The 25503-nt window shown below is 63.0% G+C and carries 20 protein-coding genes and 1 tRNA gene; 10 read left to right on the top strand and 11 right to left on the bottom strand.

Annotation, left to right across the window (positions count from 1 at the left end; all coding sequences use genetic code 11):
- Window positions 1-533, bottom strand: a 533-nt coding sequence (locus tag SO140_RS00335) for a hypothetical protein (RefSeq protein WP_449379778.1), incomplete at its 3' end; no start/stop codon positions are given.
- 1200 nt (window positions 534-1733) lie between these two features.
- Window positions 1734-1823: transfer RNA gene (locus tag SO140_RS00330), tRNA-Ser, on the bottom strand.
- 200 nt (window positions 1824-2023) lie between these two features.
- Between SO140_RS00330 and SO140_RS00325 the strand changes: the two genes are divergently transcribed.
- A complete protein-coding gene (locus SO140_RS00325; RefSeq protein ID WP_449379777.1) occupies window positions 2024-2362 on the top strand; it encodes a hypothetical protein in 339 nt (112 codons plus the stop codon).
- 77 nt (window positions 2363-2439) lie between these two features.
- On the opposite strand, the gene SO140_RS00320 is transcribed toward SO140_RS00325, so the two are convergent.
- The 3 genes from SO140_RS00320 to SO140_RS00310 form a co-directional block, all read right to left on the bottom strand.
- The gene (locus tag SO140_RS00320) at window positions 2440-3903 is read right to left on the bottom strand and encodes a trehalose-6-phosphate synthase (protein ID WP_449379776.1); all 1464 of its coding nucleotides are present in this window, start codon (window positions 3901-3903) and stop codon (window positions 2440-2442) included.
- Window positions 3904-4143: 240 nt separating this feature from the next.
- On the bottom strand, window positions 4144-4953 hold the full coding sequence (gene otsB, locus SO140_RS00315) for a trehalose-phosphatase (protein WP_449379775.1): 810 nt from the start codon (window positions 4951-4953) through the stop codon (window positions 4144-4146).
- Between the two features lie 3 nt (window positions 4954-4956).
- Window positions 4957-6432, bottom strand: a complete 1476-nt coding sequence (locus SO140_RS00310) for an MFS transporter (RefSeq protein ID WP_449379774.1) — start codon at window positions 6430-6432, stop codon at window positions 4957-4959.
- Between the two features lie 128 nt (window positions 6433-6560).
- Here SO140_RS00310 and SO140_RS00305 point away from each other — a divergent pair, with 128 nt between their 5' ends.
- Entirely contained in the window at window positions 6561-6965 is a 405-nt protein-coding gene (locus SO140_RS00305; protein ID WP_449379773.1) for a DUF3175 domain-containing protein, read from the top strand.
- 99 nt (window positions 6966-7064) lie between these two features.
- Here the strand turns inward: SO140_RS00305 and SO140_RS00300 are convergent, their stop codons facing one another.
- Window positions 7065-9104 carry a methyl-accepting chemotaxis protein gene (locus SO140_RS00300; protein ID WP_449379772.1) on the bottom strand — a complete coding sequence of 680 codons (2040 nt, stop codon included), beginning with the start codon at window positions 9102-9104 and terminating at the stop codon, window positions 7065-7067.
- A 261-nt stretch (window positions 9105-9365) separates the two neighbouring features.
- On the opposite strand from SO140_RS00300, the gene SO140_RS00295 reads away from it, so the two are divergent.
- Together SO140_RS00295 and SO140_RS00290 are read left to right on the top strand one after the other, a co-directional pair.
- A complete protein-coding gene (locus SO140_RS00295) occupies window positions 9366-10532 on the top strand; it encodes an FIST N-terminal domain-containing protein (RefSeq protein ID WP_449379771.1) in 1167 nt (388 codons plus the stop codon).
- Complete coding sequence (locus tag SO140_RS00290; RefSeq protein ID WP_498542185.1) at window positions 10529-11887, top strand: hybrid sensor histidine kinase/response regulator; 1359 nt, start codon at window positions 10529-10531, stop codon at window positions 11885-11887. Before SO140_RS00295 ends, SO140_RS00290 begins: the two co-directional genes overlap by 4 nt.
- A 384-nt stretch (window positions 11888-12271) precedes the next feature.
- Here the strand turns inward: SO140_RS00290 and SO140_RS00285 are convergent, their stop codons facing one another.
- The 4 genes from SO140_RS00285 to SO140_RS00270 all read right to left on the bottom strand — a co-directional run bounded on the left by SO140_RS00285 (window position 12272) and on the right by SO140_RS00270 (window position 16961).
- A complete protein-coding gene (locus tag SO140_RS00285) occupies window positions 12272-12958 on the bottom strand; it encodes a response regulator (RefSeq protein WP_449379769.1) in 687 nt (228 codons plus the stop codon).
- Window positions 12959-13061: 103 nt separating this feature from the next.
- The gene (locus tag SO140_RS00280) at window positions 13062-13748 is read right to left on the bottom strand and encodes a response regulator (RefSeq protein WP_254102012.1); all 687 of its coding nucleotides are present in this window, start codon (window positions 13746-13748) and stop codon (window positions 13062-13064) included.
- 168 nt (window positions 13749-13916) lie between these two features.
- Entirely contained in the window at window positions 13917-15119 is a 1203-nt protein-coding gene (locus SO140_RS00275; protein WP_449379768.1) for a c-type cytochrome, read from the bottom strand.
- Between the two features lie 126 nt (window positions 15120-15245).
- On the bottom strand, window positions 15246-16961 hold the full coding sequence (locus tag SO140_RS00270; RefSeq protein WP_449379767.1) for a PQQ-dependent methanol/ethanol family dehydrogenase: 1716 nt from the start codon (window positions 16959-16961) through the stop codon (window positions 15246-15248).
- Between the two features lie 1086 nt (window positions 16962-18047).
- Here SO140_RS00270 and SO140_RS00265 point away from each other — a divergent pair.
- The 4 genes from SO140_RS00265 to SO140_RS00250 all read left to right on the top strand — a co-directional run bounded on the left by SO140_RS00265 (window position 18048) and on the right by SO140_RS00250 (window position 23124).
- Window positions 18048-18533, top strand: coding sequence for a (2Fe-2S)-binding protein (locus SO140_RS00265; protein WP_449379766.1), 486 nt, complete (start codon window positions 18048-18050; stop codon window positions 18531-18533).
- Between the two features lie 84 nt (window positions 18534-18617).
- Entirely contained in the window at window positions 18618-20960 is a 2343-nt protein-coding gene (locus SO140_RS00260; protein WP_449379765.1) for a xanthine dehydrogenase family protein molybdopterin-binding subunit, read from the top strand.
- A gap of 15 nt (window positions 20961-20975) precedes the next feature.
- Entirely contained in the window at window positions 20976-21776 is an 801-nt protein-coding gene (locus SO140_RS00255) for an FAD binding domain-containing protein (RefSeq protein WP_449379764.1), read from the top strand.
- 211 nt (window positions 21777-21987) lie between these two features.
- A complete protein-coding gene (locus SO140_RS00250) occupies window positions 21988-23124 on the top strand; it encodes a CaiB/BaiF CoA transferase family protein (RefSeq protein WP_449379763.1) in 1137 nt (378 codons plus the stop codon).
- Window positions 23125-23242: 118 nt separating this feature from the next.
- Here the strand turns inward: SO140_RS00250 and hppD are convergent, their stop codons facing one another.
- A complete protein-coding gene (gene hppD / locus SO140_RS00245) occupies window positions 23243-24361 on the bottom strand; it encodes a 4-hydroxyphenylpyruvate dioxygenase (RefSeq protein ID WP_449379762.1) in 1119 nt (372 codons plus the stop codon).
- 121 nt (window positions 24362-24482) lie between these two features.
- On the opposite strand from hppD, the gene SO140_RS00240 reads away from it, so the two are divergent.
- Entirely contained in the window at window positions 24483-24962 is a 480-nt protein-coding gene (locus tag SO140_RS00240; RefSeq protein WP_449379761.1) for an Lrp/AsnC family transcriptional regulator, read from the top strand.
- Between the two features lie 131 nt (window positions 24963-25093).
- Window positions 25094-25405 (top strand): DUF1272 domain-containing protein, encoded by a 312-nt coding sequence (locus tag SO140_RS00235; protein WP_449379760.1) that lies wholly within the window; start codon window positions 25094-25096, stop codon window positions 25403-25405.
- The last annotated feature ends 98 nt before the right edge of the window (window positions 25406-25503 follow it).

The following is a 25503-nucleotide window of genomic DNA, read 5'->3' as shown; positions in this document are numbered from 1 at the left end:
GATTGAATCGTTGGCGTGCTAGGCTGACTCTGACCGGCGGGTTCAGGGACGGCAGCAATTTCGTCGCGGCTCGGCGCATCCTTTGCGGTCGGCGGCAAAGCCTGAGCATCGGCGGTAGATTGAATCGTTGGCGTGCTAGGCTGACTCTGACCGGCGGGTTCAGGGACGGCAGCAATTTCGTCGCGGCTCGGCGCGTCCTTTGCGGTCGGCGGCAAAGCCTCAGCATCGGCGGTAGATTGAATCGTTGATATCGACCGGTCGGTGCCAGGCTGAAGCGCCGATTTGTCGACCAGCGAAGCTGTGGCTTCCGCAATGGAAGCCGTGACGTCCGCAAAGAGCGTCACTGGATTCTCCACCGATAGAATCGCGACACCGATCGCTGTCGCCGTTGCAACCAAAATACACGCCTTAAGAACTCGCGACGAGATAACAGCTGCTCTGTCCCACGCTTTCCCGATACCCTGCTGCTCTGGTTCATCGGCGAGAAAGAGAGGTAAAGAATAGTCCGGATCAAAACTGTCTTTGGTCGGCATTGGGCGATGTCCCCTCAATGTACTTGTCGATTACTACCCTGCTATCGAGGTGCAAAAAGCGGAGAAATCTTGATTTCACTTGGGCTGGGGAACCGCACGAATTCGCCGGCCGGTACGCTCAGCAGCCTTTTGGGAACTCACCATGCTCGCCACTCTGAGACCTGACTCCGCACACTGACGCGGCCGCATTGCGCCAACAGGACACGAAATAACGGCTGAGATTCTCAGCGCCAATCACCGTTGCTTCACACAGCGCAAAATCGCAGAGCGTAGCAGCGGCTAGTGACGGGGACGGGATGCAAACAAATTGGAAGCCCATGCACTTAGACATGCACCAAGCGAAGCGTTGCGGAGCTCCGCTGGGCAATCAACACGCCTACAAGCATGGGCATTATTCCGCGGAGGCTATTGCTCGACGCCGGGAGATATCGAGATTGGTCCGCGTTGCGCGCGCTCTGGGGTAGTCAGTCTGTAGTGTTCTCGATGGGGCGGCCATTTGCCGCGCGACATCCACCACATGCCGAGGGGTTAAATTCCGAAGGTTCTTGCCTCTTCAATCAGACCAGCCAGATAGCGATGAACAACCTGCCTACCGTTGAAGGTGACTGATCGGGGCGGATCAAAATAATCGGAACAGCGGTCGTCCTTTACGCGGACCAACACCAAGAAACAACCTCCTCATTTGATGAGGAGACAAGAACATGACCGTGTTCATCCGTACCAACGCGAAGCTCTAGACCTTCCAATTTTTTCGGATCAAATGGTTCGCGGAACGTAAGAGTTGCTTGACCTGCTTTCATGCGGGTAGTCACGTCATCTATGCCGTGGTCCTCAGAGTTTCGTGCGTGGTGCGCATAGGAAAGCAGCGGGTCGTCCTTTCGTACCTTTTTTGCCCTCCCAAACCATCCTGAAGCCCTACCGTTGGCCTTGTTTCCCTGCTCAAGCTTTGAGTAAACAGCGTTTCCGTTTATGAGTAAGTCAGACCAAGCGCTCGCGACTTCGTCGAGAGGTTTTGTCGCGCTCAATGCGCCCCAAGGCATCTCGGGCCTTCTCCAGCCGAGCAAGGCTGTGACGGATTGCATTGGAATCAGCTATTGCCGCAAAACGTAAATTTCTTAAAGATTTTGGGGACCAATTTGGGGACGGGACGGATCAAGATTTTTGTTTTGTTCATTCTTACAAGAACTTAGCTAGATAAGCTGGCGGAGAGAGTGGGATTCGAACCCACGGTACGGTTTCCCGCACACACGCTTTCCAAGCGTGCGCCTTAAGCCACTCGGCCATCTCTCCGGAGCGCCCTCTCTTGAAGGCGCGCCGCTGATTTTGCAAGGGACTGCGGGTCGATCGGCTCAAAATTCCTTAAGCCATTGTATTTCAATGATAAAATATAGAGCTCCGAGGCCCGGGCGAGACCCGCCGGGGGTGAACCGGAGGCGGCTCTGGCGCGACGATTCACGGAAGCACGCATCCGACAGATGAGAGGGGACACCATGACCTGCTTTCGAGCCATCGCCGCCCTTGGCCTTGTATGCGCCGCCTCGGTGATCTCGGCCCCGGCGGCCGCGCAGATGTGCACGCGCCAGGGCGTCGATGTCACCTGCGATGACGGCCGGCGCGGGGTGCTGGCGGGCGATGCCATCATCTGGCCGGACGGCACGCGCTCGAGTGCGTCGCCGCATCCGAGCGTCATCATCGGCAACAAATCATCGGTCCATGTCGGCCAGGGCGTGTTCGTCGGCCAGGGCAACGGCATGGTGCCGATGGACGACCCCAACGCGCCCAACAAACGGCGCTGCGCGGTGCTCGACGGCGTCTCGTACTGCTATTGAGGAGTCTGACCACCCTCCCGCAAGGGGGAGGGTGATCGAGATCGCGGCACCAATTTCAAGGCCGCTTGAGGCGTGAGCTACATCAACCTCACACCCGAGATCGCCGACTTCAGCCAGCGCAGCGCCTGCGGGGATTGGGTGGCCAGTGGCGCCACGGTGGACTTCTCCGTCCGGCTCTTCTCCAGCACCGCGACGAAGTCGGCGGACCATTGCTGGATGGTATGCCCGCGCAACTTCTTCATCATTGCCGCCCAGCGCATCTTGCGCTCGGTGAGCGGCATCGAGGCTGCCATCGAGATCGCGCGCGCCATGCCATCGATGTCGTGCGGGTTGACCAGCAGTGCCGTGTCGAGCTCGTTGGCGGCGCCCGCGAATTTCGACAGCACGAGCACACCGGGATCGGCCGGGTTTTGCGCGGCAACATATTCCTTGGCAACCAGGTTCATGCCGTCATGCAGCGGCGTCACCACGCCGACCTGCGCGGTGCGATAGAGGCCCGCGAGCACCGCCTGGCTAAACCCCTTGTTGAGATAGCGGATCGGCGTCCAGTCGACCTCGCCATGGCGGCCGTTGACGTCGGTGACCAGACGCGCGACCTCGTTCTGGAGATTGCCGTAGGCCTCGATGCCGCCGCGCGAGGGGTTTGCGATCTGAAGCAGCGAGATGCTGCGCGAGAACTGCGGCTGCTCGGTCCACAGGCGATCGAACGCGCTGATGCGATTGACGAGGCCTTTGGAATAGTCGAGCCGGTCGACGCCGATCGCGAGCTTCTCGCCGTTGAGGCTGCGCCGCAGCCGCGATACGTCGGGATGCGAGATCGACTTGGCGGCATACTGCGCGAATTTTTCCGCATCGATGCCGATCGGAAACACCTGGCATCGCGTGCGGCCATGCTTGGAGGTGACGGTGCCGTCCTCGATCGTCAATCCGAGTTCCTGACCGACATAGCCGAGAAAATTCCGGCAATCCTCCGCGGTCTGGAAGCCGATGAGATCATAGCCGAGCATCGCCTCGATCAGATCGCGATGATGCGGCACGCCCTGGATCACCGCCGGCACCGGCCAGGGCGTGTGCAGGAAGAAGCCGATCGGATCCTCGACGCCGAGATCGCGCAGCTCCGCACCGAGCGCGAGGAAATGATAATCCTGCACCCAGAAAGCGGTGCTCTCTTTCCGGAAACGCAGCAGCGCGCGCGCCATGAAGGCGTTGACCTCGCGATAGCTGAGATAGTCACCTTGCGAGACGCGAATGAGATCGCTGCGCGAATGCAGCGCCGGCCACAACGCCGAATTGGCAAAACCCTCGTAATAGCCGCCGTAATGCGCCGCCGGCAGATCCAGCGTCGCCAGCGCACCGGTACCCAGCGCCTCGATCTCGGCGAAGGGTTCCTTCTGATGACCATCGCGCACCCGGCCCGAGGAACCCACCCAGATCGCTCCGGAATGTTCCACAACGGGAAGAAGGGCGGCAGCGAGACCGCCCGTCATGGGTTCGTTGGCTTTGCCGCGCGCGACGCGATTTGACACGACGACGAGATTCACAGGGTCGTCCCCTCCTGTTATTCCGCCTCGTTTAACTGGCGTTCATCAATATGGTTCCTGTTCATGGTTTCAACCAATTGAAACCAAAATCAGGCGCGCGCGCCGGAACTGTATTTTGTCCTCCGAAACGGAAAATCCGACGCAAAGACAGTTTTCTGCGTCCCCTTTGCGCAGCAAGAATCGCGTTTGCGCAACGCGGTTCCGAGACCTTTATGGCTCTCGCGTGGCGCTGCCTTGCTTTTACCTTGTCTCGCCGTCGAGCAGATGGGCGAGGAACTCGCGCACATCACTGGGTGAGTCGAAGTGACCATTCACGCCACGCGCGCGACGTCCCACCGAAAATGCGAGCCCGTTCATGTCGGGCATGATCGCGAACACGGTTTCATCGGTGACATCGTCGCCGATGAACAGCGGTCGGCGGCCCCTGAACGGCTCGTGCGTCATCAATTCGCGCACGCCGCTCGCCTTGGTGAAGCCGGAATGCTTGATCTCGCAAACGAACTTGCCGGGCAGCACCTCGATCGGCGCGTTCGGCAGGTCGGCGCGGATCAGCGATACCGCAGCATAGATCGCCTTTTCCGCATGCGGGGCGAGACGGTAATGCAGCGCGAGCGAGTAGCCCTTGTCCTCGAGCAGGATGCCGGGTGACAGCTTTGCGATGGCGGCCAGACGCCGCTTCAACTCCTTGTCCATCGGCGGCGCATGGCTTGCCACCGCCTCGCTGTCCGGCTCCAGCCGCATTTCGGCGCCGTGACCGCCGACGGCCGGAAATTGATCCGGCGCGAAAATCAGATCGATGTCGTTGAGCGAGCGTCCGCTGACAAGCGCGAGAGCACCGGAGGTACGCTCGACCAGGCGGTTGAGCGTGTTCGAGAGGCCCGGCGGCACCCAGACCTCGCGCGGCGTCGGCATCAGTTCGAGCAGCGTGCCGTCGATGTCGAGCAGGATAGCCGTCTCGCTGAGATGCGGCACCAGGGCCTGTGGCACCGGCACCGAGTCCGGCGTCTCGTCATCTTCCATGGTTCGTATGTCCATCACTTCCGAATTCATAACCTACTCCATAAAGGCAAGCGGCCGCGCGATTTGTTCGAGCGATTTGCGTTCCGCTGCGACGGCATAGCGCCATGCCACGATCGCGGCCGCGATCATCAGCGCCGATCCCAAGAGATAACCTGCGAATACGCTGGTGCGGGACCCTGTGTCGATCAGCGCACCAAACAGCGCGGGACCCACGACCCCGCCAATGCCGGTGCCGATCGCATAGAACACCGCGATCGCGAGCGCGCGCACCTCCAGCGGAAAGGTTTCGCTGACGGTGAGATAGGCCGCGCTCGCCGCGGGCGAGGCAAAGAAGAAGATCACCATCCAGGCGATGGTCTGTCCCTGCGCGCTGAGCGCGCCGATCGCGAACAGATAGCCCGAGATCGCAAGCAGGAGGCCCGATACGCCATAGGTCAGCACGATCATGGTACGGCGGCCAAGCGTATCGAAGAAGCGGCCGAGCAGCAGCGGGCCGAGAAAATTGCCGGCGGCGAAGGGAAGGATGTACCAGCCGACGCCATCGGCGCTGATGCCGTAGAAATCGGTCAGCACCAGCGCGAAGGTGAAGAAGATCGCGTTGTAGAAGAAGGCCTGTGCGCTCATCAGCACCAATCCCACCAGCGCGCGCTGACGATAGGTCCTGAACAGCGTGTGCACCACCTCGCCGAGCGGCGTGTGGTCGCGCATTTTGATGCGGACCTTGGCGAGGGCGGTGTCGCCCTGCTGATGTCCGATCACCGACCGCTCGATGTCATCGACGATCGCGTGAGCTTCGTCCGGCCGACCGTGGATCATCAGCCAGCGCGGGCTCTCCGGAATCCACATCCGCATGAACAGCACGACCAGACCGATCGTCGCGCCGATGAGATACGCAAGGCGCCAGCCGAGATCGGGACCGACCACGGCGGGATCGAGCAGGATGATCGCGCTCACCGCTCCCATGGCGGCGCCGATCCAGAAGCTGCCGTTGATGACGAGATCGGTCCAGCCGCGGTAACGCGCCGGCACCAATTCCTGGATGGTCGAGTTGATCGCGGTGTATTCGCCGCCAATGCCGGCGCCGGTAAGGAAACGAAACAGCGCGTAGCTCGCGACACTCCACGACAGCGCGGTTGCGGCGGTCGCGGACAGATACACGGCCAGCGTGATGAAGAACAGCTTCTTGCGCCCGATGCGATCGGTCAGCCAGCCAAAGCCGAGTGCCCCCAGCACCGCGCCGGCAAGATAGGCGGAGTTGGCGATGCCTAGATCGAGATTGGAGAAGTTCAGCGTCGTGCTTTGCTTCAAGGCGCCGGAAAGCGCGCCGGCCAGCGTCACCTCCAGCCCGTCGAGAATCCAGGTGATGCCGAGCGCGAGCACGACACGGGTATGAAAGCCGCTCCAGGGCAGCGCGTCGAGGCGCGAGGGAATGCTAGTCTCGACGACGCGATCATGCGCCGCCGCCGAGACAGAATCAAAGTTCAGCGCTGGGGTTTGCTGCAAGTCCATCGCGCTATTGCTGGAGGTGCGGCGTGATTCAATCCGCGACTATCGACAACGTTTGCGGCGAAGTCAGGTTCCCACAGGAACCGCCTCGCGACGCGGCCGTTTTCAGAGGAGCTGCAAGGAGTTAACGCATGGCTCAAGTCAGAAAGTCGACACATTCGCGCAAAACTGCAAAGCGCAAGGCGGCGCATCGAACATCAAGCCGCACGCGGCGACATCCCGCCTCGCGCAAGACATCTAAAACGACGACATCGAAACGTGCAGCGCCGAAGCGCTGGTCGCAACGGGTGACGAAGGAGAGCGACGCGCTCGACCTCAAGCACGGCGTGTTCAAGCAGACGAGCCCGCAGAAGATCGCAGCGTCCCTGAAGCGCTCGGCCGAGCACTCCCGGCGCCGTAAAAGCGGCGCCTATCGTTCGGCGCTGTCGATGCTGACCTTCTACATCAACCGCGCCGGCAAAACCCTGCCGAAGACCCAGCGCACGCGGCTTGAGCGCGCCAAGGTGGAGCTGAAGCGGGCGTTCGGGAGGGAGTGAAGGCTGCGCAAAATAAATTTGGACAGCGACACATGGTCCGCTCGTCATCCCGGCCTTCGCCGGGATGACACCAGAAGGCGTGGCGACGGAAGGGCAGCCTTACGCCGCCCTGATATTCGCCATGAAGCGGTCGAGCTCGGCGCGCAGGCGGGTGCTTTCGCTGGAGAGGGTTTTGGCCGAGTTCAGCACCTCTTCCGAGGCCGAGCCGGTTTCGGCGGCGCCGCGGTTGACCTGGCCGATATCGGTGGCCGCGGTCTGCGTGCCCTGCGCGACATTCTGGACACTGCGAGCGATCTCCTGCGTCGCGGCGCCCTGCTGTTCCACGGCGGTGGCAATCGAAGTCGCAATCGTCGAGATCTGGCCGATGGTGGCGCCGATCTCCTTGATTGCCGCAACCGACTCGGCGGTCGCGCCCTGCATGCCCGTAATGTGCGAGGAGATCTCGTCGGTCGCCTTCGCGGTTTGGCTCGCCAGCGACTTCACCTCGCTGGCGACCACCGCAAAGCCGCGGCCGGCTTCGCCGGCGCGAGCCGCCTCGATCGTGGCGTTCAAGGCCAAAAGATTGGTCTGTTCGGCGATCGCGGTGATCAACTTCACCACCTCGCCGATCTGCTGTGCCGCATGCGACAGTTTGCCGATGCGGCCGTCGGTCTCCCTGGCCTGGACGACGGCAGCCTCCGCGATGCGGCTGGAATCGCGGACCTGACGGCCGATCTCCTCGACCGAGGCCGAGAGCTCTTCGGTCGCGGTAGCGACCGACTGCATGTTGGAGGAGGCCTGCTCGGAGACCCCTGCGACCTGGCTCGAGAGGGTCTGCGTGGTCTCGGCGGTCCGCGTGAGCGTGGACGCTGCGGATTCGAGCTGCACAGCTGAAGCCGAGACGTTCGAAACGATGGCGCCGACCGCGGTCTCGAAATCATCGGCAAAGCGGATCAGCTCATTGCGGCGCGCCGCGGCCGTCTCCTTGTTCTGGGCTTCGTTGGCCGCCGCGTCGCGCTCGGCCTTCGCGACAGCCTGCATCTTGAACTCTTCGACCGCGCCAGCCATCTCGCCGATCTCATCGTTGCGGCCAAGGCCCGGCAGCACGACCTCGAAATTGCCCGAGGCGAGTTCGCGCATTGCCTTGCACATCGCGATCATCGGCCGCGAGATGCCGGTGCCGAGCAGGAAGGCCAAGATGGCGCCGAGCAGCGTGCCACCGGCAGCCAGCATCAGGATCAGATGTTCCGTCTGGTCGATGCTGGTCTCGGATTCCGTTTCCAGCCGCCGCTGCTCGGACACCAGATCGGCCTTCATCGCGGTTGCGCCCTGCATGATGGCGCCGGCCGAGCCGCTCATCTCGGTGACGAGGTCGTCGATCATCTTGGCATTGGCGACGAGCTTCTCCAGAGCCTCGCGATAGGCCGCAAGCAGACCCTTGGCGTCCTTCAGGCCGGCGACGATCTTGTCATCCATCGAATAGACCGCGTTGAGCGAATTCTCGACGAATTTCAGCCGCGCCAGCGCGTTTGCGGCAAGCGCCTGGTCTGAATTGAGGACGAAGTTGGTCGCCGCCGCGCTCGCGGTCTGAAATTGGGCATTGACCTGCTTGGTGCCGAATTCGATCGCCTGCGCCTCGGCGTCCGAGGCGTTGTTGCCGATGTCGTCGAGCTTGTACTTCAAAAGGTTGGCGTTGCGCTGAAGCTGGTTCTCGACCAGGAGCGCGCTGTCACGCTTGGATTGCAGGATCTTGGCAAAGGTTGCGGAGAAGTTCGAAAACTCCCTGGCGAGCTTGTTGAGGCTTTCCAGCCGCGCCTGCTTCTTGGCACCCTTGATGGCATGGTCGATGGCGTTCTTCAGGCCCGCTTCGGCCTCCAGCGCCACCTTGGCATCATCTTCCTTGCCGGTGACGACGAAGTAGCGGGCGGCCGAACGATAGGCGAGCAACTCGCGATCGATGTTGCGGGCGAGATCAGCCTCGGAGACGCTGGTGCGGTAGGAGCCGACGCCAGCCGAGACCCGCTCAAAACCAAAATAGGCGAAGGCCATGCTGACGGCCAATATGACGAGCACGGCGGCAAAGCCGAGGATGATCTTGGCGCGGAACCTCAGGGTCGGAAAAAATGTGCGCTTCGACTTCGACGCGGTACGCCCGACCATTCCAACCCCCAATTTATGTTCTTGCAGCATTCATGCGGCCCGGAAGCAGCCCCTCCCGAACCGGTGCGGAAAATTAAGGCAGAAACGTCAAGGGGCGGTAAATTCGTCCGGCCTGCATGCTGTGTCGAGCATCTTCCTGTCCAAGGCGTTCGGGGCGCCGTGTTGCGGCTAACCGGAAAGCGCCTTACTCTTGGGGCACTTGTCGGGCACTTATCAGGCTCTTGGCGTCAGACCGAGCCGGTCCTCGAGGGGAGAAACGGAGTGGGGCAAACCGACTTTCGGTTTGGCGGTGCGTCTGGCGTTGCCGTTGCCAAATCGAAGGCTGCGAGCGTCGATGAAGCCGTGGCCGAGCTCGCGGCCCAGCTCCCAGCCGACGAGCTGGCGCTGATCCTGGTCTTCCTCTCCCCCGCTTACGATCCTCATCACTTCATTGCCGAGATCACCCGGCACTTCGATGACACCCAGGTCTGCGGTTGCACGACCGCGGGCGAGCTCGCCCCGGACGGCTGGGACGAGAACAGTGTCGTGGCGCTGGCGTTCAGCCGCGCCGACTTCTCGGCCGCAATCCGGCCCATTCTCAATCTCGACAGCTTCCGCGTCGAGGACGGCCGCAGGATCGGCGGCGAGCTCCGGCACGAGCTGCTGCGGGCTACCCCGCAGGTCGACCGCGGCAGTCCGTTTGGCCTCGTATTGATCGACGGCCTGTGCCGACGCGAGGAAGCGGTGATGTCCGCCATCTATGCTTCGCTCGACGACATTCCAGTCGTCGGGGGATCGGCGGGCGACGGGATGCGCTTCGAGAAGACCTGGGTGTTCTTCGAAGGCAAGGCCCACACCAATGCCGCCCTCCTGATCCTCCTGAACACGTCGCTGCCGTTCCGGGTCTTCAAATGCGACAATTTCGAGCCACAGCCGCAGAAGATGGTGGTCACCGAGGCCGACATCGAAAATCGGACGGTCAGGGAGCTGAATGCGGAGCCTGCGGCGAAGGAATATTCGCGCATGGTCGGGATCATGGACGCCAAGCTCGACCCGTTCTCCTTCGCGTCCCACCCCGTTCTGGTACGCGTCGGCGGCTCCTATTATGCGCGGTCGATCCAGCGCGTCGAGCCGGACGGCTCCTTGCATTTCTTCTGCGCCATCGACGAGGGCATGGTGCTGACCGCTGCGACGTCGCGAAGCCTGGTCGGCTCGACGCGCGAGACTTTTGCCGAAATTCGCGATGAGATCGGCGACGTGTCGCTCTTCATCGGCTTCGAATGCCTGTTGCGCCGGCTGGACGCCGAGCAGCATCAGCTCGCCCGCGACATGTCCGAGCTGTACCGGCAGAACCGCGTCGTCGGCTTTCACACCTATGGCGAACAGTTCGGCTCGATGCATGTCAACCAGACCTTCACGGGCGTCGCGATTGGAAGGCGCCCCTCGTGACGGAGGCGTGTCAGGATCCTCAAGCCGTCGAGCAGCTTCAGCGGGAAGCCGCGAAGCTGAGGAAGATCAATGCGGCGCTGATGTCCCGCGTCGAGCGCTCGATGGACCAGCAGCTCAACGCGTTCTCGCTGTTCGAGACGGCCATCGCGCTGGACCATCAGGTTCGCGACCGGACGCATCAATTGCGCGAGGCGCTCCATTCGATCGAACGCGCCAATGAGGGACTGTATCGCGCCAAGCAGCAGGCCGAGGCCGCGAGCTCGCTGAAATCCTCGGTTCTGATCTCGGTCACCCACGACCTGTTGCAGCCGTTGAACGCGGCGCGCCTGACGCTGTCGGCGCTGACCGAGATGATGGAATCGCAGGAGGCGGGCCTGCTCATCGATCAGGTCGACCGCTCGCTGGTGACGCTGGAGGACCTGCTGCGATCGCTGCTGGAGATCGCAAAGCTAGATGCCGGCGCGCTCAGGCCCGACGTCCGCCCGATCGCGCTGGCCCCCCTGTTCGAGCAGCTTCGCAACGAATTCGAGCCGATCGCCGCGCGGCAGGGTCTTTCCTTGCGCATCCGCACCTCACCGCTTGCGGTGACGTCGGATGCGATGATGCTGCGGCGGATCCTGCAAAACCTGCTTGCCAACGCCATTCGCTATACCCGCAGCGGCGGCGTCGTCATGGGATGCCGGCCGAGGGGCGAGCGCATCTGCGTCCAGGTCTCCGACACCGGGCCGGGCATTGCACAGGCGCAGCAGGAAGCGATCTTCCGCGAATTCCAGCGCGGCGAGGCCAGCGCGACCGACCAGGCCGGTTTCGGGCTCGGCCTCTCCATCGTCCGCCGCTTCGCCACCGTGCTCGGACACGAGGTGCGGCTGTCATCGCAGGTCGGTCGGGGATCGACCTTCGCCCTGGAGCTGGAGCCTGCCGACCTCACGGAAGTCAGCGACGAGGTGCACGAGGTCAAGCTGGCCGAGCGGCACTATGGCGGGCTCGAAGGCGCCAAGATCCTCCTGATCGAGAACGATCCGAATGGCTCCGAGGCCATGGCCGCGCTGCTGGAAGGCTGGGGCTGCGACGTCGCGACGACGCGATCGGCCGTGGACGCACTGCTTCGCCTCAGCGAGCTCGGTGGCGCCCCCGATGCCGTGATCGCCGATCTCCATCTCGATCACGGCGAGAGCGGCCTGTCGGCCGTCGCAGAGATAAGAGAGCATTTGAAGCTGGACGTGCCGGCAATGATCATCACGGCCGACTATTCCGAAAAGCCCGCGAAGGAGGCGAGCCTGCACGGGCTCGAGGTGCTGAAGAAGCCGATCAAGCCCGCCGAGATGCGGGCACTGCTGTCGTTCCTGCTGACTTGAGGAGCGATCGGATCGGAGCGATCGACCGGGTCGCTGCAAAAACCCGCAAAACAACCCCATGCAAAGTAGAAACGGCTGGCGGTGACGGCCTACGCTTTATCCGAAAACCACTTGACACGTCGGGCAAATCACTGACAAAAGGGTATTGTGGCGAAGAGCGGCAGGGCCATCGCGTATGACGATGGTTGGCTGTGAACGTGTTCGGCCTCATGGTTCGAGACGCGCCGCAAGCGGCGCTCCTCACCATGAGGGTCTAGAATTTCGCCGCGAAGCAAGACCTCATCCTGAGGAGCCCGCCAAAGGCGGGCGTCTCGAAGGATGGGCCGCAAAGACATCGTTCACCACGATCCTTCAGATGCAAAGGGCGAATCGCTCTTCGTCCAGCTACTCCGATTGCGCGCGATCGTGCTTCGCTCGCGCGCCTTCGCTCGCAAGCGTCGCGAAATCGATACGGGACATTTCGACGATCGCCTTGGTGCGGCTGAGCACGTTGAGCTTGCGCAGGATGTCGGAGACGTGGACTTTCACGGTGGTCTCCGAAATCTTCAGCTCATAGGCGATCTGCTTGTTCTGCAGGCCGCGCTTGAGCATTTCGAGCACGCGCAATTGCTGCGGCGTCAGATCGTGCAGGCGTTTGATGAGATCCTGCGCGGGGCCGGCGGCGCGCTGCGGACGGGTCGCACGATAGGCACCGGGAACGCAGACCGCGCCGCGCAGCACCTCGCCGATCGACTGCGCGAGATCCTGCTTGGACGAGGACTTGAGGATGTAGCCGGCGACGCCGAGCGACAATGCGCCGGAAATGATCTGCGGATCCTGATGCCCGGATACGATGACGACGGGAATTTTGGGAAACGCCTTGCGGATGCGGATGATGCCCGAAAGACCCGTCGTGCCCGGCATCGACAGGTCAAGGAGAATGAGATCGAGCCCCGCGGTCGCCGACAACAGCTCGAGCGCACCGTCGACCGACATGGCTTGAAGGATGTCCGCCTCGGGCGCCACCATCTGTAGCGCACCTTCGAGCGCCTCGCGAAACAGCGGATGATCTTCGACAATCAGAAATCGCATCGCGCGTGAGCCGTTTCCAAATTATTGCCGGGTGCAAAGTTGCATTGAGAATGCATCAGCTGGATCAAGCCGGGTTGATCCAGGTCAAGAACGAGAGCGCGCGTCATTGCGGCCGGCCGCGATCGAGGCGTGCATAGGGCCGGCCCTTGGGATCGGGCAGGTCCATCTTGCCGATCTCGATGATCGCCTTGTTGCGGCTGAACAGGCCAAGCTTGCGGAGGATCTCGGTGATGTGCGCCTTCACGGTGGATTCGGCGAGTTGAAGCTCCTGGGCGATCTGCCGGTTCGGATAGCCGCGGCGCAGGAGGTCGAGCACCCGAAGCTGCTGCGGCGTGAGCTCGCGCAGCTTGACCGCAAGCGCCTTGCTGGTGTCGGCGCGGCGCCGCTGCGGGGTTGCGACAAAATCCTTCGGCACCGACACCGATCCGCTCAGCACGCCTTCGATCGATTGCGCGAGCTCGCGCTTCGACGTCGACTTCGGCAGATAGCCGGCGGCGCCCAGCGCCAGCGCCTCGCGAACGACGTGCTGGTCCTCCTCGCTCGAAACGATGGCGACCGGCAGGCGCGGATAGGTCTCGCGCAAGCGGAGAAAGCCGGAGAAGCCGGTCGCATCCGGCAGCGAGAGATCGAGCAGCGCGAGGTCGATGCCCTGTTCGGCCGACAGGATATGCAGGGCGTCCTCGATCGACATCGCCTCGAAGATCCGCGCCTCCGGCAATGCCAGCCGTACCGCATTGCCGAGCGCCTCGCGAAACAGCGGATGATCGTCGATGATCAGGAAGCTGGTCATGGCGCGTTCCCAAGACTCCACCGCACGAGACTCCACCGCACGAGGCTCCATCGCACGGTCGTCCACCGCAGGAGCGGAAGCGGTACATCTATGCGGCATCCATCCGGCACCGGGATGATGCCGGATGGACGCTACCTCATTCTCCTGATCGCGTCCGGTCAAGAGAGTTCAGTCGTTCGATTCGGACTGGACCGTCAGCAGGAAGGAATAGATGTTGTCGAACTGGTCATCGGTGAAGACCTCTTTCCAGGCCGGCATGCCCTTGGCAGGCCGTCCTTCATGCACGGTCGTCCAGTATTTCTCGCGCATCTCGTCGCCGTAGCGGTGACGCAGCAGCCGCAGATCGATCTTCTTCTCGCTCTGGATCGCGTCGGGACCGTGACAATGCGCGCAGGTGCCGTTGAAGATCTCCTTGCCCGTGCCGACGGCCTCGGCGCCTGGCGCGGCCGCGTCACCCTTGGTCTCGGTCGCCACCACATTGGCAATCTCAGTCACTTGGGCAGTCACTTGGGCTCCGGGTCCAGTTCCCGTCGTTGTTCCCTCCGGCACCGCCTGGGCCCCGCCGAAGCGAACGGGCTGGCCCGTTGGCAAGCCGTATTTCACCGCAAGATCGGCGATCGTCTTCTGAAGCTGCGGCAGGATGGCATCGACGCGATCGCGCAGCTCCGTCGACGTCTTCGCAAAGCCGATGGCCGCATCCCATGACAGGCCTTCGCCCTCAGTGAGCTCGATCTGATAACGATCGCTGTAGGTGGTCTTGTTCAGCCAGCCGGCGACAGGCCCCCAGATGAAGGCGACGTCGGCCTTGCCCTGGTCGAGCGCCCGCATGCCTTCCTCGGGCGACAGCACGGTGACCTTCCGGATGTCGTCGCGGCTCGCGAGCAGGTTTTGCGGCGTGCTGGCGAACTGCACGGCGACGCGCTTGCCCTTGAGGCCCTCGACGCCGCCGATCGCCTGCCCCTTCGCCGCCACGAGAGCATAGCCCTCCTTTGCGAAGGTGTTGGAGAAGATCACCGCCGGTCCCATGAAGTCCTCGGAGCGCGGCAGGCCGATCATGGCGTCGCATTGCTTGCCGAGCAGCGTGACGCGCACGGTGCGCTTGCCGAAATAGGATTTGTACCAGTCATAGGCGATCGGTCGGCCGAGCGCCTGCGCCAGGGCCTGCCCGATCTCGACGTAGAAGCCTGGCTGCGACGGACTATCGCTGGAGAACGGAAGATTGGTCGGATCGGCGCAGAGCCGGAACGGCTGCGTCTCGTCCGCGCGAGCGGTTGCGGCCGGTGCGATCATCGCGGACGCGGCAGCCCATGCGACAAGCGCGGTGATGGCGTGATTTCGGCTCTTGCCACTTCCAAATTGATTCGGACGCATCCTCATCTCCCGCAGTTGGGAATTGTTGGACCACGCGTTGCGGCACGCGGGCTTGTCCGATGCCGCAATCACGCTCTGGAAAAGGCGCGCGCGTACCTCGTCACCTTGAGATACGCGCGCGAGTGGTCACTGGACGGAGAACACGAAGAGCGAACCGCCCTCGGGAGCTGCGGCCGTCATCTTCCCGCCGATGCCGCCCAGGAACGCAGGCATCGCAGCGGTGCGACCGACGACGATGGCCACGTATTGCTTACCGTCGACCTGGTAGGTCACGGGACCCGCGCCTATGCCGGAGCCGAGATTCTTGCTCCACAGCACCTTGCCGGACTTCGCATCGATGGCGCGGAAATCGCCATGGATGTTACCGGCAAACACCAGGCCGCCAGCCGTCGTCAGCGTGCCACCGTTGAACGGCAGATCTTCCTTGATCGACCAGACCTTCTTCTGCGCGACCGGATCCCAGGCCACGAGTTCGCCCATGAAGCCGCCGGGCCCTTCCTTGGGTGGGAACTCACCACCGAGATAGAACACGCCACGCTTGTAGGAAATGTCGCTCACCGACCAGTCCATGCAAACATTGTTGGACGGGATGTAGACGAGACCGGTCTGCGGATTGAACGACATCGGCTGCCAGTTCTTGCCACCGATCAGGTTTGGACAGACGTCCTTGATGGGATGGCCTGGTCCCGGACGCTTGTCGGGGTCTTCGACCGCACGCATGGTGGCGACGTCCCACTTCTGCGCCCAGTTCGAGAAGACATATTTCTCTGCCGAAAGAACCTTGCCGGTCTCGCGGTTGGCGACGAAGAAGAAGCCGTTGCGATCCGCCTTCATCAGCGCCGGAACGTTGCTGCCGCCGATATTGAGATCGGCGAGAACGGCTTCGTTGACGCCGTCGTAGTCCCAGGCATCGGCCGGCGTGGTCTGGATGTGCCACTTGATCTTGCCGGTGTTGGGATCGAGGGCGAGCGTGGACGCCGTATAGAGATTGGTCAGCTTGCCGAAATCGCCATTGCCCGTCGAGCGAACGGCCGAGTTCCACGGAGCGGGATTGCTGGTGCCCCAATAGACCGTGTCACTCTTGGGATCATAGGAGCCGACCAGCCAGGCCGCGCCGCCGCCATGCTGGGCGGAATCGCCCTTCCAGGTGTCGCCGCCGGGCTCATCCGGCGTAGGCACGGTATAGGTCTGCCACATCTGCTTGCCGGTGTTGATGTCGAAGGCGAGCAGCGCGCCGCGCACGCCGTATTCACCGCCGCCGAAGCCGGTGATGACCTTGTCGCGCACGACGAGCGGCGGCGAGGTGATGACCGAGCCCTGCTTGTAGTCGACCACCTTCGCGGTCCACAGCGACTTGCCGGTCGCGGCATCGATTGCCGTCAGCTTGCCGTCGAGGCGGCCGACGAAGATCTTGCCGTCGGCGTAGGTGACGCCGCGATTGTTCACGTCGCAGCAGGCGTATTGCAGCACGTCATCGGGAATGTCGGGCTCCCAGGTCCATTTGCGCTGCCCCGTCGCGGCATCGAGCGCGTAGACGTATTTCGGGCCCCAGGAGCTCGAGACGTAGAGCGTGTTGCCGATCACGATCGGCGAGGATTCGTTCGAGCGCAGCGACGCCAGCGAGAACGAATAGGCGAGCGACAGCTTGCCTGCGTTCTCGGTATTGATCTGATTGAGCGGGCTGAAGCGCGTGTTGCCGTAGTCGTGGCCGGCAACGGCCCACTGGTTCGCATCGGATTGCGCCTTGAGCACCGAGTCGTTGGCGCGAGTGACGGTCGTGCTGGCGGCCAGCATCGCAATCATCGAAATGCCAGCCAAAAAGCCCTTCGTTCCAAAGGTCATGTATTCCCTCCGCGGTGTTGGTGTGTACGCCATGTTGGGCGCCTGAGCGCGCCGCGCTCGTGATGCGCAGTTTGTCTGCGAGCCATCGTTGGAAATTACAGCATCGACTTTGCGCGCTTAGTATAGGCGGAAGGTAGTAGTGCAAATCATTGTCGGCTCGTGCCGCTCATCTCGTTGTCGAAGCACGCGTCCTGCGCTTGGTGTGAAGCTCGAAATGCACGATCGGATTTGCGGCAATATCGTGCCACGATCCGATCGTTTCCGTCCGACACGCGCGTCGATCATTCGCGTCAATCACGATGACGGCGCTACCACAGTTGCAAGGCTTCGAAGAAATTTGCGGCCAGCTTCCGCAGCCTCGAATCGATCAGCCGCGAGTCGAGCTGCGCAAGCTTGCCGCCGATCAGCGCTTCGGTTCTCGTCGTGCGGGGTGGTGACGTCGGGCGATGCTTCCTCGAGTCTGACTTTCGCGCCGCCCCTGGCGAAAGCTAGCGACGCCGCCGGCGCCTTCGCCGATGATCAGTCACCGTCACTCCGCGAGCTGTGATGCGCAATTGCGTATCTGAGAATCCATTCATCCGCGAACCCTGCGACCCGACGGACTCCGGCCTCCCGGGCCCTGGAACGACGGAATGGGCTGCAGTATCGGGACGCCCGCGATCGCCACACGCGCCTCAGGCGAGGTGGCCAGGGGCACCATCAACGAAATCAATGACTTAGCTGGATTGCGCCTACTACCAAGATCGCGATTGCAAAGCCGCGGGCGCGTGCTCCTATTCGAAACAACGAACAAGGCATCAGAGGGAGAAGCGACGCGCGACAAGGCTGAGGTCCGAGGGCAAACGGCGTCGCGCGGCGGCATGGAAAGCACGCCGCCGCAGGCGTGACGCAGATTTTTCCGGAAGCGTCTCACAGGTCGCGCCACGCGCGGGCGGCGGCGCGGAGCGTCATGATCGAATCGCGCGCCTGCGACCGTCGCCACGATGACCTTTCCATGACCCGCGGTCACCAAAATCCCAGTTGCAAAGTTCCGTTCGCGCTGTCTCTAATTAGAACAACGACAAAACACATACGGGAGGTACTCACGTGTCTACAGTCAAACTGACAGTGAACGGCAAGGCGGTCTCTGTCGATGTCGAGGACCGCACGCTGCTGGTCCATCTCCTGCGCGATCACCTCAACCTCACCGGCACCCATGTCGGCTGCGACACCAGCCAGTGCGGTGCCTGCGTCGTGCACATCGACGGCCGTGCGGTGAAATCCTGCACCATGCTGGCAGGCCAGGCCGATGGCGCGAACGTCACCACGATCGAAGGTCTCGCCAGGGGCGACGAGCTGCACCCGATGCAGGCGGCGTTCCGCGACAATCACGGTTTGCAGTGCGGCTACTGCACCCCGGGCATGATCATGTCGGCGGTCGATATCGTGAAACGTCACGGTGGCCAGCTCGATGAAGCCACCGTCCGCCACGAGCTCGAAGGCAATATCTGCCGCTGCACCGGTTACCACAACATCGTGAAGGCGGTGCTGGATGCGGCCGGCCGCATGAAGGTCGCGCAGGCCGCCGAGTAAGCGGCGACCTCGCCTCAATCGAACAACCGCCGCAGCTTTCGATGGAAAGCGCGGTCAAACAAATTCCGGTCGGGAGGACAGGACATGGGTGTTGAAGGCATTGGCGCAAGCGTTGTGCGCAAGGAAGACAAGCGTTTCATTACCGGCAAGGGCCGGTATGTCGACGACGTCAAGCTACCGGGCATGACCTATGCCCATTTCATCCGCAGCCCCCACGCGCATGCCAAGGTGAAGGGCATCGATGCCGCCGCGGCGCTGAAGCTGCCGGGCGTGGTCGCCGTGCTGACCGGCAAAGAGATCGTCGACGACAAGGTCGGCAACCTCATCTGCGGCTGGGCCATCACCTCCAAGGATGGCAGCCCGATGAAGATGGGCGCGTGGCCCGCGATGGCGCCAGAGACCGTGCGCTTCGTCGGCCAGGCCGTCGCGGTCGTGATCGCCGAAAGCAAGAACCTCGCACGCGACGCCGCCGAAGCCGTGGTGGTGGATTACGAGGAACTGCCCGCTGTCGCGAACGTGACCGACGCGATCAAGGCCGGCGCACCTCAACTCCATCCCGAAGCACCCGGCAACCAGATCTATGACTGGGTTATCGGCGACGAGAATGCGGTGAACGCCGCATTTGCGAAGGCGGCCAATGTGGTGAAGCTTGACCTCACCAACAACCGCCTCGCGCCGAACCCGATGGAGCCGCGCTCGGCGGTCGCCGATTACGATACGGCCGAAGAGCATTTCACGCTCTATACGACCTCGCAGAACCCGCACGTCGCGCGCCTCGTGCTGTCGGCCTTCTACAACATCGCGCCCGAGCACAAGCTGCGCGTGATTGCACCGGACGTCGGCGGCGGCTTCGGCTCCAAGATCTACATCTATCCCGAAGAGATGGTGGCGCTGTGGGCGTCGAAGAAGACCGGCCGTCCGGTGAAGTGGACCGGCGACCGCACCGAGGCCTTCCTCACCGATGCGCATGGCCGCGACCACGTCACGCATGCGGAGATGGCGTTCGATGCGAACAACAAGATCACTGGCCTCAAGGTGAAGACCTACGCCAATTTCGGCGCCTATATGTCGCTGTTCTCCTCGGCAGTGCCGACCTATCTCTACGCGACGCTGCTGTCGGGCCAGTACGACATCCCGGCGATCCATGCCGAGGTGATCGCCGTCTACACCAACACCACGCCGGTCGACGCCTATCGCGGCGCGGGCCGACCCGAGGCGAGCTACCTGATCGAGCGAATGATGGAGACGGCGGCGCGGCAACTGAATGTCGATCCGGCCGCACTGCGCAAGACGAATTTCATCACGCAGTTCCCGCACCAGACGCCGGTCATCATGGCCTACGACACCGGCGACTTTAACGCCTCGCTCGATGCGGCGATGAAGGCGATCGACTATGCCGGCTTCGCGGGCCGCAAGGCGCAAGCGAAGTCGGAAGGCAAGCTGCGTGGGATCGGCGTCTCCTGCTACATCGAGGCCTGCGGCATTGCACCCTCGAAGGCCGTGGGCAGCTTAGGTGCCGGCGTCGGCCTGTGGGAATCGGCGGAGGTGCGCGTCAACCCGGTCGGCACCATCGAGGTGCTGACCGGCTCGCACAGCCACGGCCAGGGCCATGAGACAGCGTTCGCTCAGCTCATTTCAGAACGCCTGGGGGTTCCCATCAGCCAGGTCTCGATCATCCATGGCGACACCGACAAGGTGCAGTTCGGCATGGGCACCTATGGCTCGCGCTCTGCGGCCGTCGGTCTCACCGCGATCCTGAAAGCCGTGGAGAAGGTCGAGTCCAAGGCCAAGAAGATCGCTGCGCATCAGCTGGAAGCCTCGGAAGCCGACATCGTCATCGAGAACGGTGAGTTCAAGGTGACCGGCACCGACAAGAAGATCGCGCTGCCGATGGTCGCCCTCGCGGCCTACACCGCGCACAACCTGCCTGACGGGATGGAGCCGGGCCTGAAGGAAAGCGCCTTCTACGACCCCTCCAACTTCACCTTCCCGGCCGGCGCCTATATCTGCGAGCTTGAGGTCGATCCCGGCACCGGCAAGACGTCGTTCGTCAATTTCGTGGCGGCCGACGATTTCGGCCGGCTGATCAACCCGATGATCGTGGAGGGCCAGGTCCATGGCGGCCTTGCGCAAGGCATCGGGCAGGCACTGCTCGAGCACGCGGTCTATGACGCCAACGGACAGCCGATCACGGCGTCGTTCATGGATTACACCATGCCACGCGCCGATGACCTGCCGTCGTTCAAGCTCAGCCACACCACGACGCTCTGCCCGGGTAATCCCTTGGGCATCAAGGGCTGCGGCGAGGCCGGCGCGATCGGCGCGTCCGCTGCCGTGATCAACGCGATCACGGATGCGATCGGCAAGAACAATCTCGAAATGCCCGCGACCCCTGATCGGGTGTGGCGCACGATCCACGCGGCTTGAGAAGGAGGAACGAAGATGTACCAGACCACTTATCATCGTGCCTCCTCTGTGGATGAGGCCGCCGCGCTGTTCGCCAAGGGCAGCGAGGCAAAATATCTCTCCGGCGGCCAGACGCTGCTGCCAGTGATGAAGCAGCGGCTCGCCAGCCCCTCTGACGTGATCGACCTTGCGAAAATCAAGGAGCTGATCGGCGTTGAAGCCGCCGGCGACACGCTGACCATCAAGGCCGCAACGCCGCATTACGACGTCGCGACCAGCGACGCCGCGAAGAAGGCGATCCCGGCGGTTGCGTACCTGGCCTCGCTGATCGGCGATCCCGCCGTGCGCTATCGCGGCACGATCGGCGGCTCGCTCGCCAACAACGATCCCGCCGCCGATTATCCGGCGGCAGTGCTGGCGCTGGGTGCGACGATCAAGACCAACAAGCGTTCGATCGCGGCGGATGACTACTTCAAGGGCCTGTTTTCGACCGCCCTCGAGGACGGCGAGATCATCACCGCCGTCTCGTTCCCGGTTCCGGCGAAGGCGGGTTACGCCAAGTTCCCGCATCCGGCCTCGCGCTTCGCACTGACCGGTGTGTTCGTTGCCCAGACCAAGTCGGGCGACATCCGCGTTGCCGTGACCGGCGCCTCGCAGAGCGGCGTGATGCGGGCCGGCGCCATCGAAGCCGCGCTGAAGGCGAACTGGGCGGCGAGCGCGATCGACGGTGTGACGATCCCGTCGAGCGGGCTGTTGTCGGACCTGCATGGCTCATCCGAGTACCGTGCCAATCTGATCAAGGTGATGGCGCAGCGCGCAGTTGCTGCGGCGGGCTGATCGCAATCGCGCTTTAGCTACTCAACACAAATTTTCCGCGGCGCGCAGCAATGCGCGCCGCTTTTATTATGCGCCCATGCATCAAAAGCGCTTGCCTCGTCAGGTCGAAGGCGGGAAAACTTAATCAACCAATTAACTCGTCCACAGAGGAACGTGCAAAAGGGGTGCTGCTTCTCGCACACCCGTCTTGCGACCCCGGGGAAACAACAACGTGCTCGATCAATCAGCCCAGGAAACTGCCCAGGAAAAATCAGAAGGCTCCTCCGTCGGCGTCTCCGGCCCGCTCGCAGGTTTCCGCATCGTCGAATTCGCCGGCATTGGCCCCGGCCCGTTCGCCTGCATGCTGCTCGCCGACATGGGCGCCGAGGTCGTCACGCTCGATCGCGTCGGTGCGAGGAAGAGCATGAAGTCGGTGGCAGGCCGCGGCCGCAAGGTGATCGAGCTCGACCTGAAGGACCAGGCGGCGATCGCGCAGGTGCTCGACCTGCTCAGCCACGCCGACGCGCTGATCGAAGGCTTTCGTCCCGGCGTGATGGAGCGGCTCGGTCTCGGCCCCGATGTCGTGCTCGCGCGCAGTCCAAAACTCGTCTACGGCCGCATGACCGGCTGGGGTCAGGAAGGTCCGCTGGCGAATGCCGCGGGCCACGACATCAACTACATCTCCATCACCGGTGCGCTGGCGGCGATCGGCACGAAGGAGGCGCCGGTACCGCCGCTCAACCTCGTCGGCGATTTCGGCGGCGGCGCGCTTTACCTCGTGGTCGGCGTGCTCGCAGCGCTGCTGGAGGCGCAAAAGTCAGGCAAGGGCCAGGTGGTCGACGCGGCGATGTGCGACGGTGCGGCGTCGCTGATGTCGTTCTTCTTCGACATGACCGCGATGGGCCGCTGGACCGAAGGCCGCGACCAGAACTTTCTCGACGGCGGCGCGCATTTCTACGGCGTCTACGAATGCGCCTGTGGCCATTTCATCTCGATCGGCTCGATCGAGCCGCAATTCTACGCGCTGCTGCGCCAGCACGCCAAACTCACCGACGCCGATTTCGAGGCGCAGATGGATCGCAAGGCCTGGCCGGCGCTGAAGGAGAAATTGAAGGCCGTCTTCAAGAGCAAGACCCGCGAGGACTGGTGCAGCATCATGGAAGGCACCGACATCTGCTTCGCGCCCGTACTGACGATGTCGGAGGCGACACGGCATCCGCACATGGTCGCACGCAACGTCTTCGTCGAACGCCATGGTGTGAAGCAGCCGGGACCGGCGCCGCGGTTTTTGCGCACGCCGTCAGCGGTTCGCGACCCTGAGGCTGCGGAGATCGGCGCGGTGGCAAGCGCGTGGAAGGCGAGCCGGTAGCAACGGCCTCGCAGGGTGGGCAAAGGCGCGTAGCGCCGTGCCCACCATCCAACCAGGATTGCGAGAGAAGCGGTGGGCACGCTTACGCTTTGCTCACCCTACAGCTACGGCAGCGTGCTTACGCCGCGTTGTCCACCTTCAGCACGCCGCGGCGGATCTGGTCTTCCTCGATCGATTCGAACAACGCCTTGAAATTGCCCTCGCCAAAGCCATCGTCGCCCTTGCGCTGGATGAACTCGAAGAAGATCGGGCCGATCGCGTTGGCGGAGAAGATCTGGAGCAGCACCTTGGTCTGGCCGCCGTCGACGACGCCCTCGCCGTCGATCAAGATGCCGTTGCGCTGCAATCGCGCGACGTCCTCACCGTGCTTGGGCAGCCGCGTATCGACCTTCTCGAAATAGGTGTCGGGCGGTGACGGCATGAAGGGCAGGCCGGCCTCACGCAGGCCCTCGATCGTGCCGTGGATCTCGTGGCAGCCGCAGGCGATGTGCTGGATGCCTTCGCCGCGATAGATCTTCAGATACTCCTCGATCTGTCCGGAATCGCCGGCATCCTCGTTGATGGGAATGCGGATCTTGCCGTCGGGGCTGGTCAGCGCCCGCGAGAACAGGCCTGAGGCGCGACCCTCGATGTCGAAGAAGCGGATCTGGCGGAAGTTGAAGAGCTTTTCGTAGAAGCCGGCCCAGACATCCATGCGGCCGCGATGGACGTTGTGGGTGAGATGGTCGAGATAGAACAGGCCGGCCCCATGGGGCCGCGGATCGCGCGCGCCAAGCCATTCGAACTCGGAATCATAGGCCGAGCCCTTCGCGCCATAGCGATCGACGAGATACAGCAGGCTGCCGCCGATGCCCTTGATCGCGGGCACATCCAGCGTCTTCTGCGCGGACGTGACGTCCGCCGGCTCGGCACCGAGCGCGATCGCGCGGTCGTAGGCCGCTTGCGCATCGACCACGCGGAACGCCATCGACGGTGCGCACGGCCCGTGCGCGGCGACGAAATCGAAGCCATGCGTGCCGGGCTGCTCGTTGACGAGGTAGTTGATGTCGCCCTGGCGATAGACCGTGATTGTCTTGGTCTTGTGGCGCGCGACGGGCGCAAAGCCCATCAGCTTGAACAGCGCGTGCAGCTCTTGCGGATTGGGATGGGCATATTCGACGAATTCGAACCCGTCGGTGCCCATCGGATTGTCGGCGCTGATGGTGGCGGGCGGTGCATCGTGCGGAAACGGACCCATTGGCGATCTCTCCCGGATTGTTCGCCTGAACTATCCTTCATGGGGCGCGCAATGGGCGTGCAAACGGGACCCATTTCCGGTATTGTATGCACGGTTTGTGCATGAAATGGACAAATGACGCATGATCCAGATAGATGCCTTCGATCTCAAGATCCTGACCGCGCTGCAGGACGACGGCCGCCTCACCAACCAGGAGCTCGCCGATCTCGCGGCCCTCTCGGCCTCGCAATGCTCGCGGCGGCGCATGCGGCTCGAGGAGGAGAAGGTGATCGCGGGCTATCATGCCGACCTCTCCAGCGAGGCGCTCGGCTTCGGCGTCGTCGCCTTCATCCAGGTGACGCTGGCGACGCACTCGCCCGACAATGCCAAGCGATTCCGCACCCTCGTCGGCCGCATCGACGAGATCCAGGAGGCCTATTCACTCACCGGCGATGCCGACTATGTGCTGAAGGCCGTGCTGCGCGATCTCAAGGGCCTCTCCAACCTCGTCAACGACGTGCTGATGCCGCACCAGAGCGTGGCGCATGTGCGCTCCTCGATCGTGCTCGACCGCCTGAAGGAAAGCTCGCGGCTGCCGTTGAAAGGGCTCGCACCTGGCTGAAATCGAGGGAAATGCGGCATTCGCGCATGGTGCGCGATCTGCGATGATCGATGCCGACCTAATTGTTTGAGCATGATCTTTTCGGAAAACCGCTGCACACTTTTGCGGATCATGCTCCGGGAGATTGCGTCATGGCCCTGCAGCTTCGGCCGAACTGCGAATATTGCGACTGCGACCTGCCGCCGAATGCTGCGAACGCGCGGATCTGCTCGTATGAATGCACGTTCTGTGCAGACTGCGTGGAGACGAAACTCTTCAATGTCTGTCCGAACTGCGGCGGTGGTTTCACGCCGCGCCCGATCCGGCCCGCCAAGGAATGGCGGCCGGGCGTGTGCGTGGCCAAGCACGTGCCGTCAGACAAGCGGGTGCATTTGAAGTACAGCCCGGAGGATGTCGCGGCGCATTGCGCAAGGATTCGCGGCGTACCGCCGGCGGAGCGCTGAACTCGTAGGGTGGGCAAAGGCGCGTCAGCGCCGTGCCCACCATCTCTCCGCGAATGCAGCAGACGTGGTGGGCACGGCGCGCGAAGAGCGCGCCTTTG

The organism is Bradyrhizobium sp. UFLA05-108 (genome assembly GCF_059803455.1).
This window is presented reverse-complemented; position numbering and strand designations above follow the sequence as displayed.

Excerpts from the sequence above, each read along its gene's own strand:
- SO140_RS00325 (WP_449379777.1), top strand. The coding sequence starts at position 2,024 with ATGACCTGCTTTCGAGCCATCGCCGCCCTTGGCCTTGTATGCGCCGCC.
- SO140_RS00280 (WP_254102012.1), bottom strand. The coding sequence starts at position 13,748 with ATGACCAGCTTCCTGATCATCGACGATCATCCGCTGTTTCGCGAGGCG.
- SO140_RS00305 (WP_449379773.1), top strand. The coding sequence starts at position 6,561 with ATGGCTCAAGTCAGAAAGTCGACACATTCGCGCAAAACTGCAAAGCGC.
- SO140_RS00240 (WP_449379761.1), top strand. The coding sequence starts at position 24,483 with ATGATCCAGATAGATGCCTTCGATCTCAAGATCCTGACCGCGCTGCAG.
- SO140_RS00300 (WP_449379772.1), bottom strand. The coding sequence starts at position 9,104 with ATGGTCGGGCGTACCGCGTCGAAGTCGAAGCGCACATTTTTTCCGACC.
- SO140_RS00285 (WP_449379769.1), bottom strand. The coding sequence starts at position 12,958 with ATGCGATTTCTGATTGTCGAAGATCATCCGCTGTTTCGCGAGGCGCTC.
- SO140_RS00310 (WP_449379774.1), bottom strand. The coding sequence starts at position 6,432 with ATGGACTTGCAGCAAACCCCAGCGCTGAACTTTGATTCTGTCTCGGCG.
- SO140_RS00260 (WP_449379765.1), top strand. The coding sequence starts at position 18,618 with ATGGGTGTTGAAGGCATTGGCGCAAGCGTTGTGCGCAAGGAAGACAAG.
- SO140_RS00235 (WP_449379760.1), top strand. The coding sequence starts at position 25,094 with ATGGCCCTGCAGCTTCGGCCGAACTGCGAATATTGCGACTGCGACCTG.
- SO140_RS00255 (WP_449379764.1), top strand. The coding sequence starts at position 20,976 with ATGTACCAGACCACTTATCATCGTGCCTCCTCTGTGGATGAGGCCGCC.
- SO140_RS00270 (WP_449379767.1), bottom strand. The coding sequence starts at position 16,961 with ATGACCTTTGGAACGAAGGGCTTTTTGGCTGGCATTTCGATGATTGCG.
- otsB (WP_449379775.1), bottom strand. The coding sequence starts at position 4,953 with ATGAATTCGGAAGTGATGGACATACGAACCATGGAAGATGACGAGACG.
- hppD (WP_449379762.1), bottom strand. The coding sequence starts at position 24,361 with ATGGGTCCGTTTCCGCACGATGCACCGCCCGCCACCATCAGCGCCGAC.
- SO140_RS00275 (WP_449379768.1), bottom strand. The coding sequence starts at position 15,119 with ATGCGTCCGAATCAATTTGGAAGTGGCAAGAGCCGAAATCACGCCATC.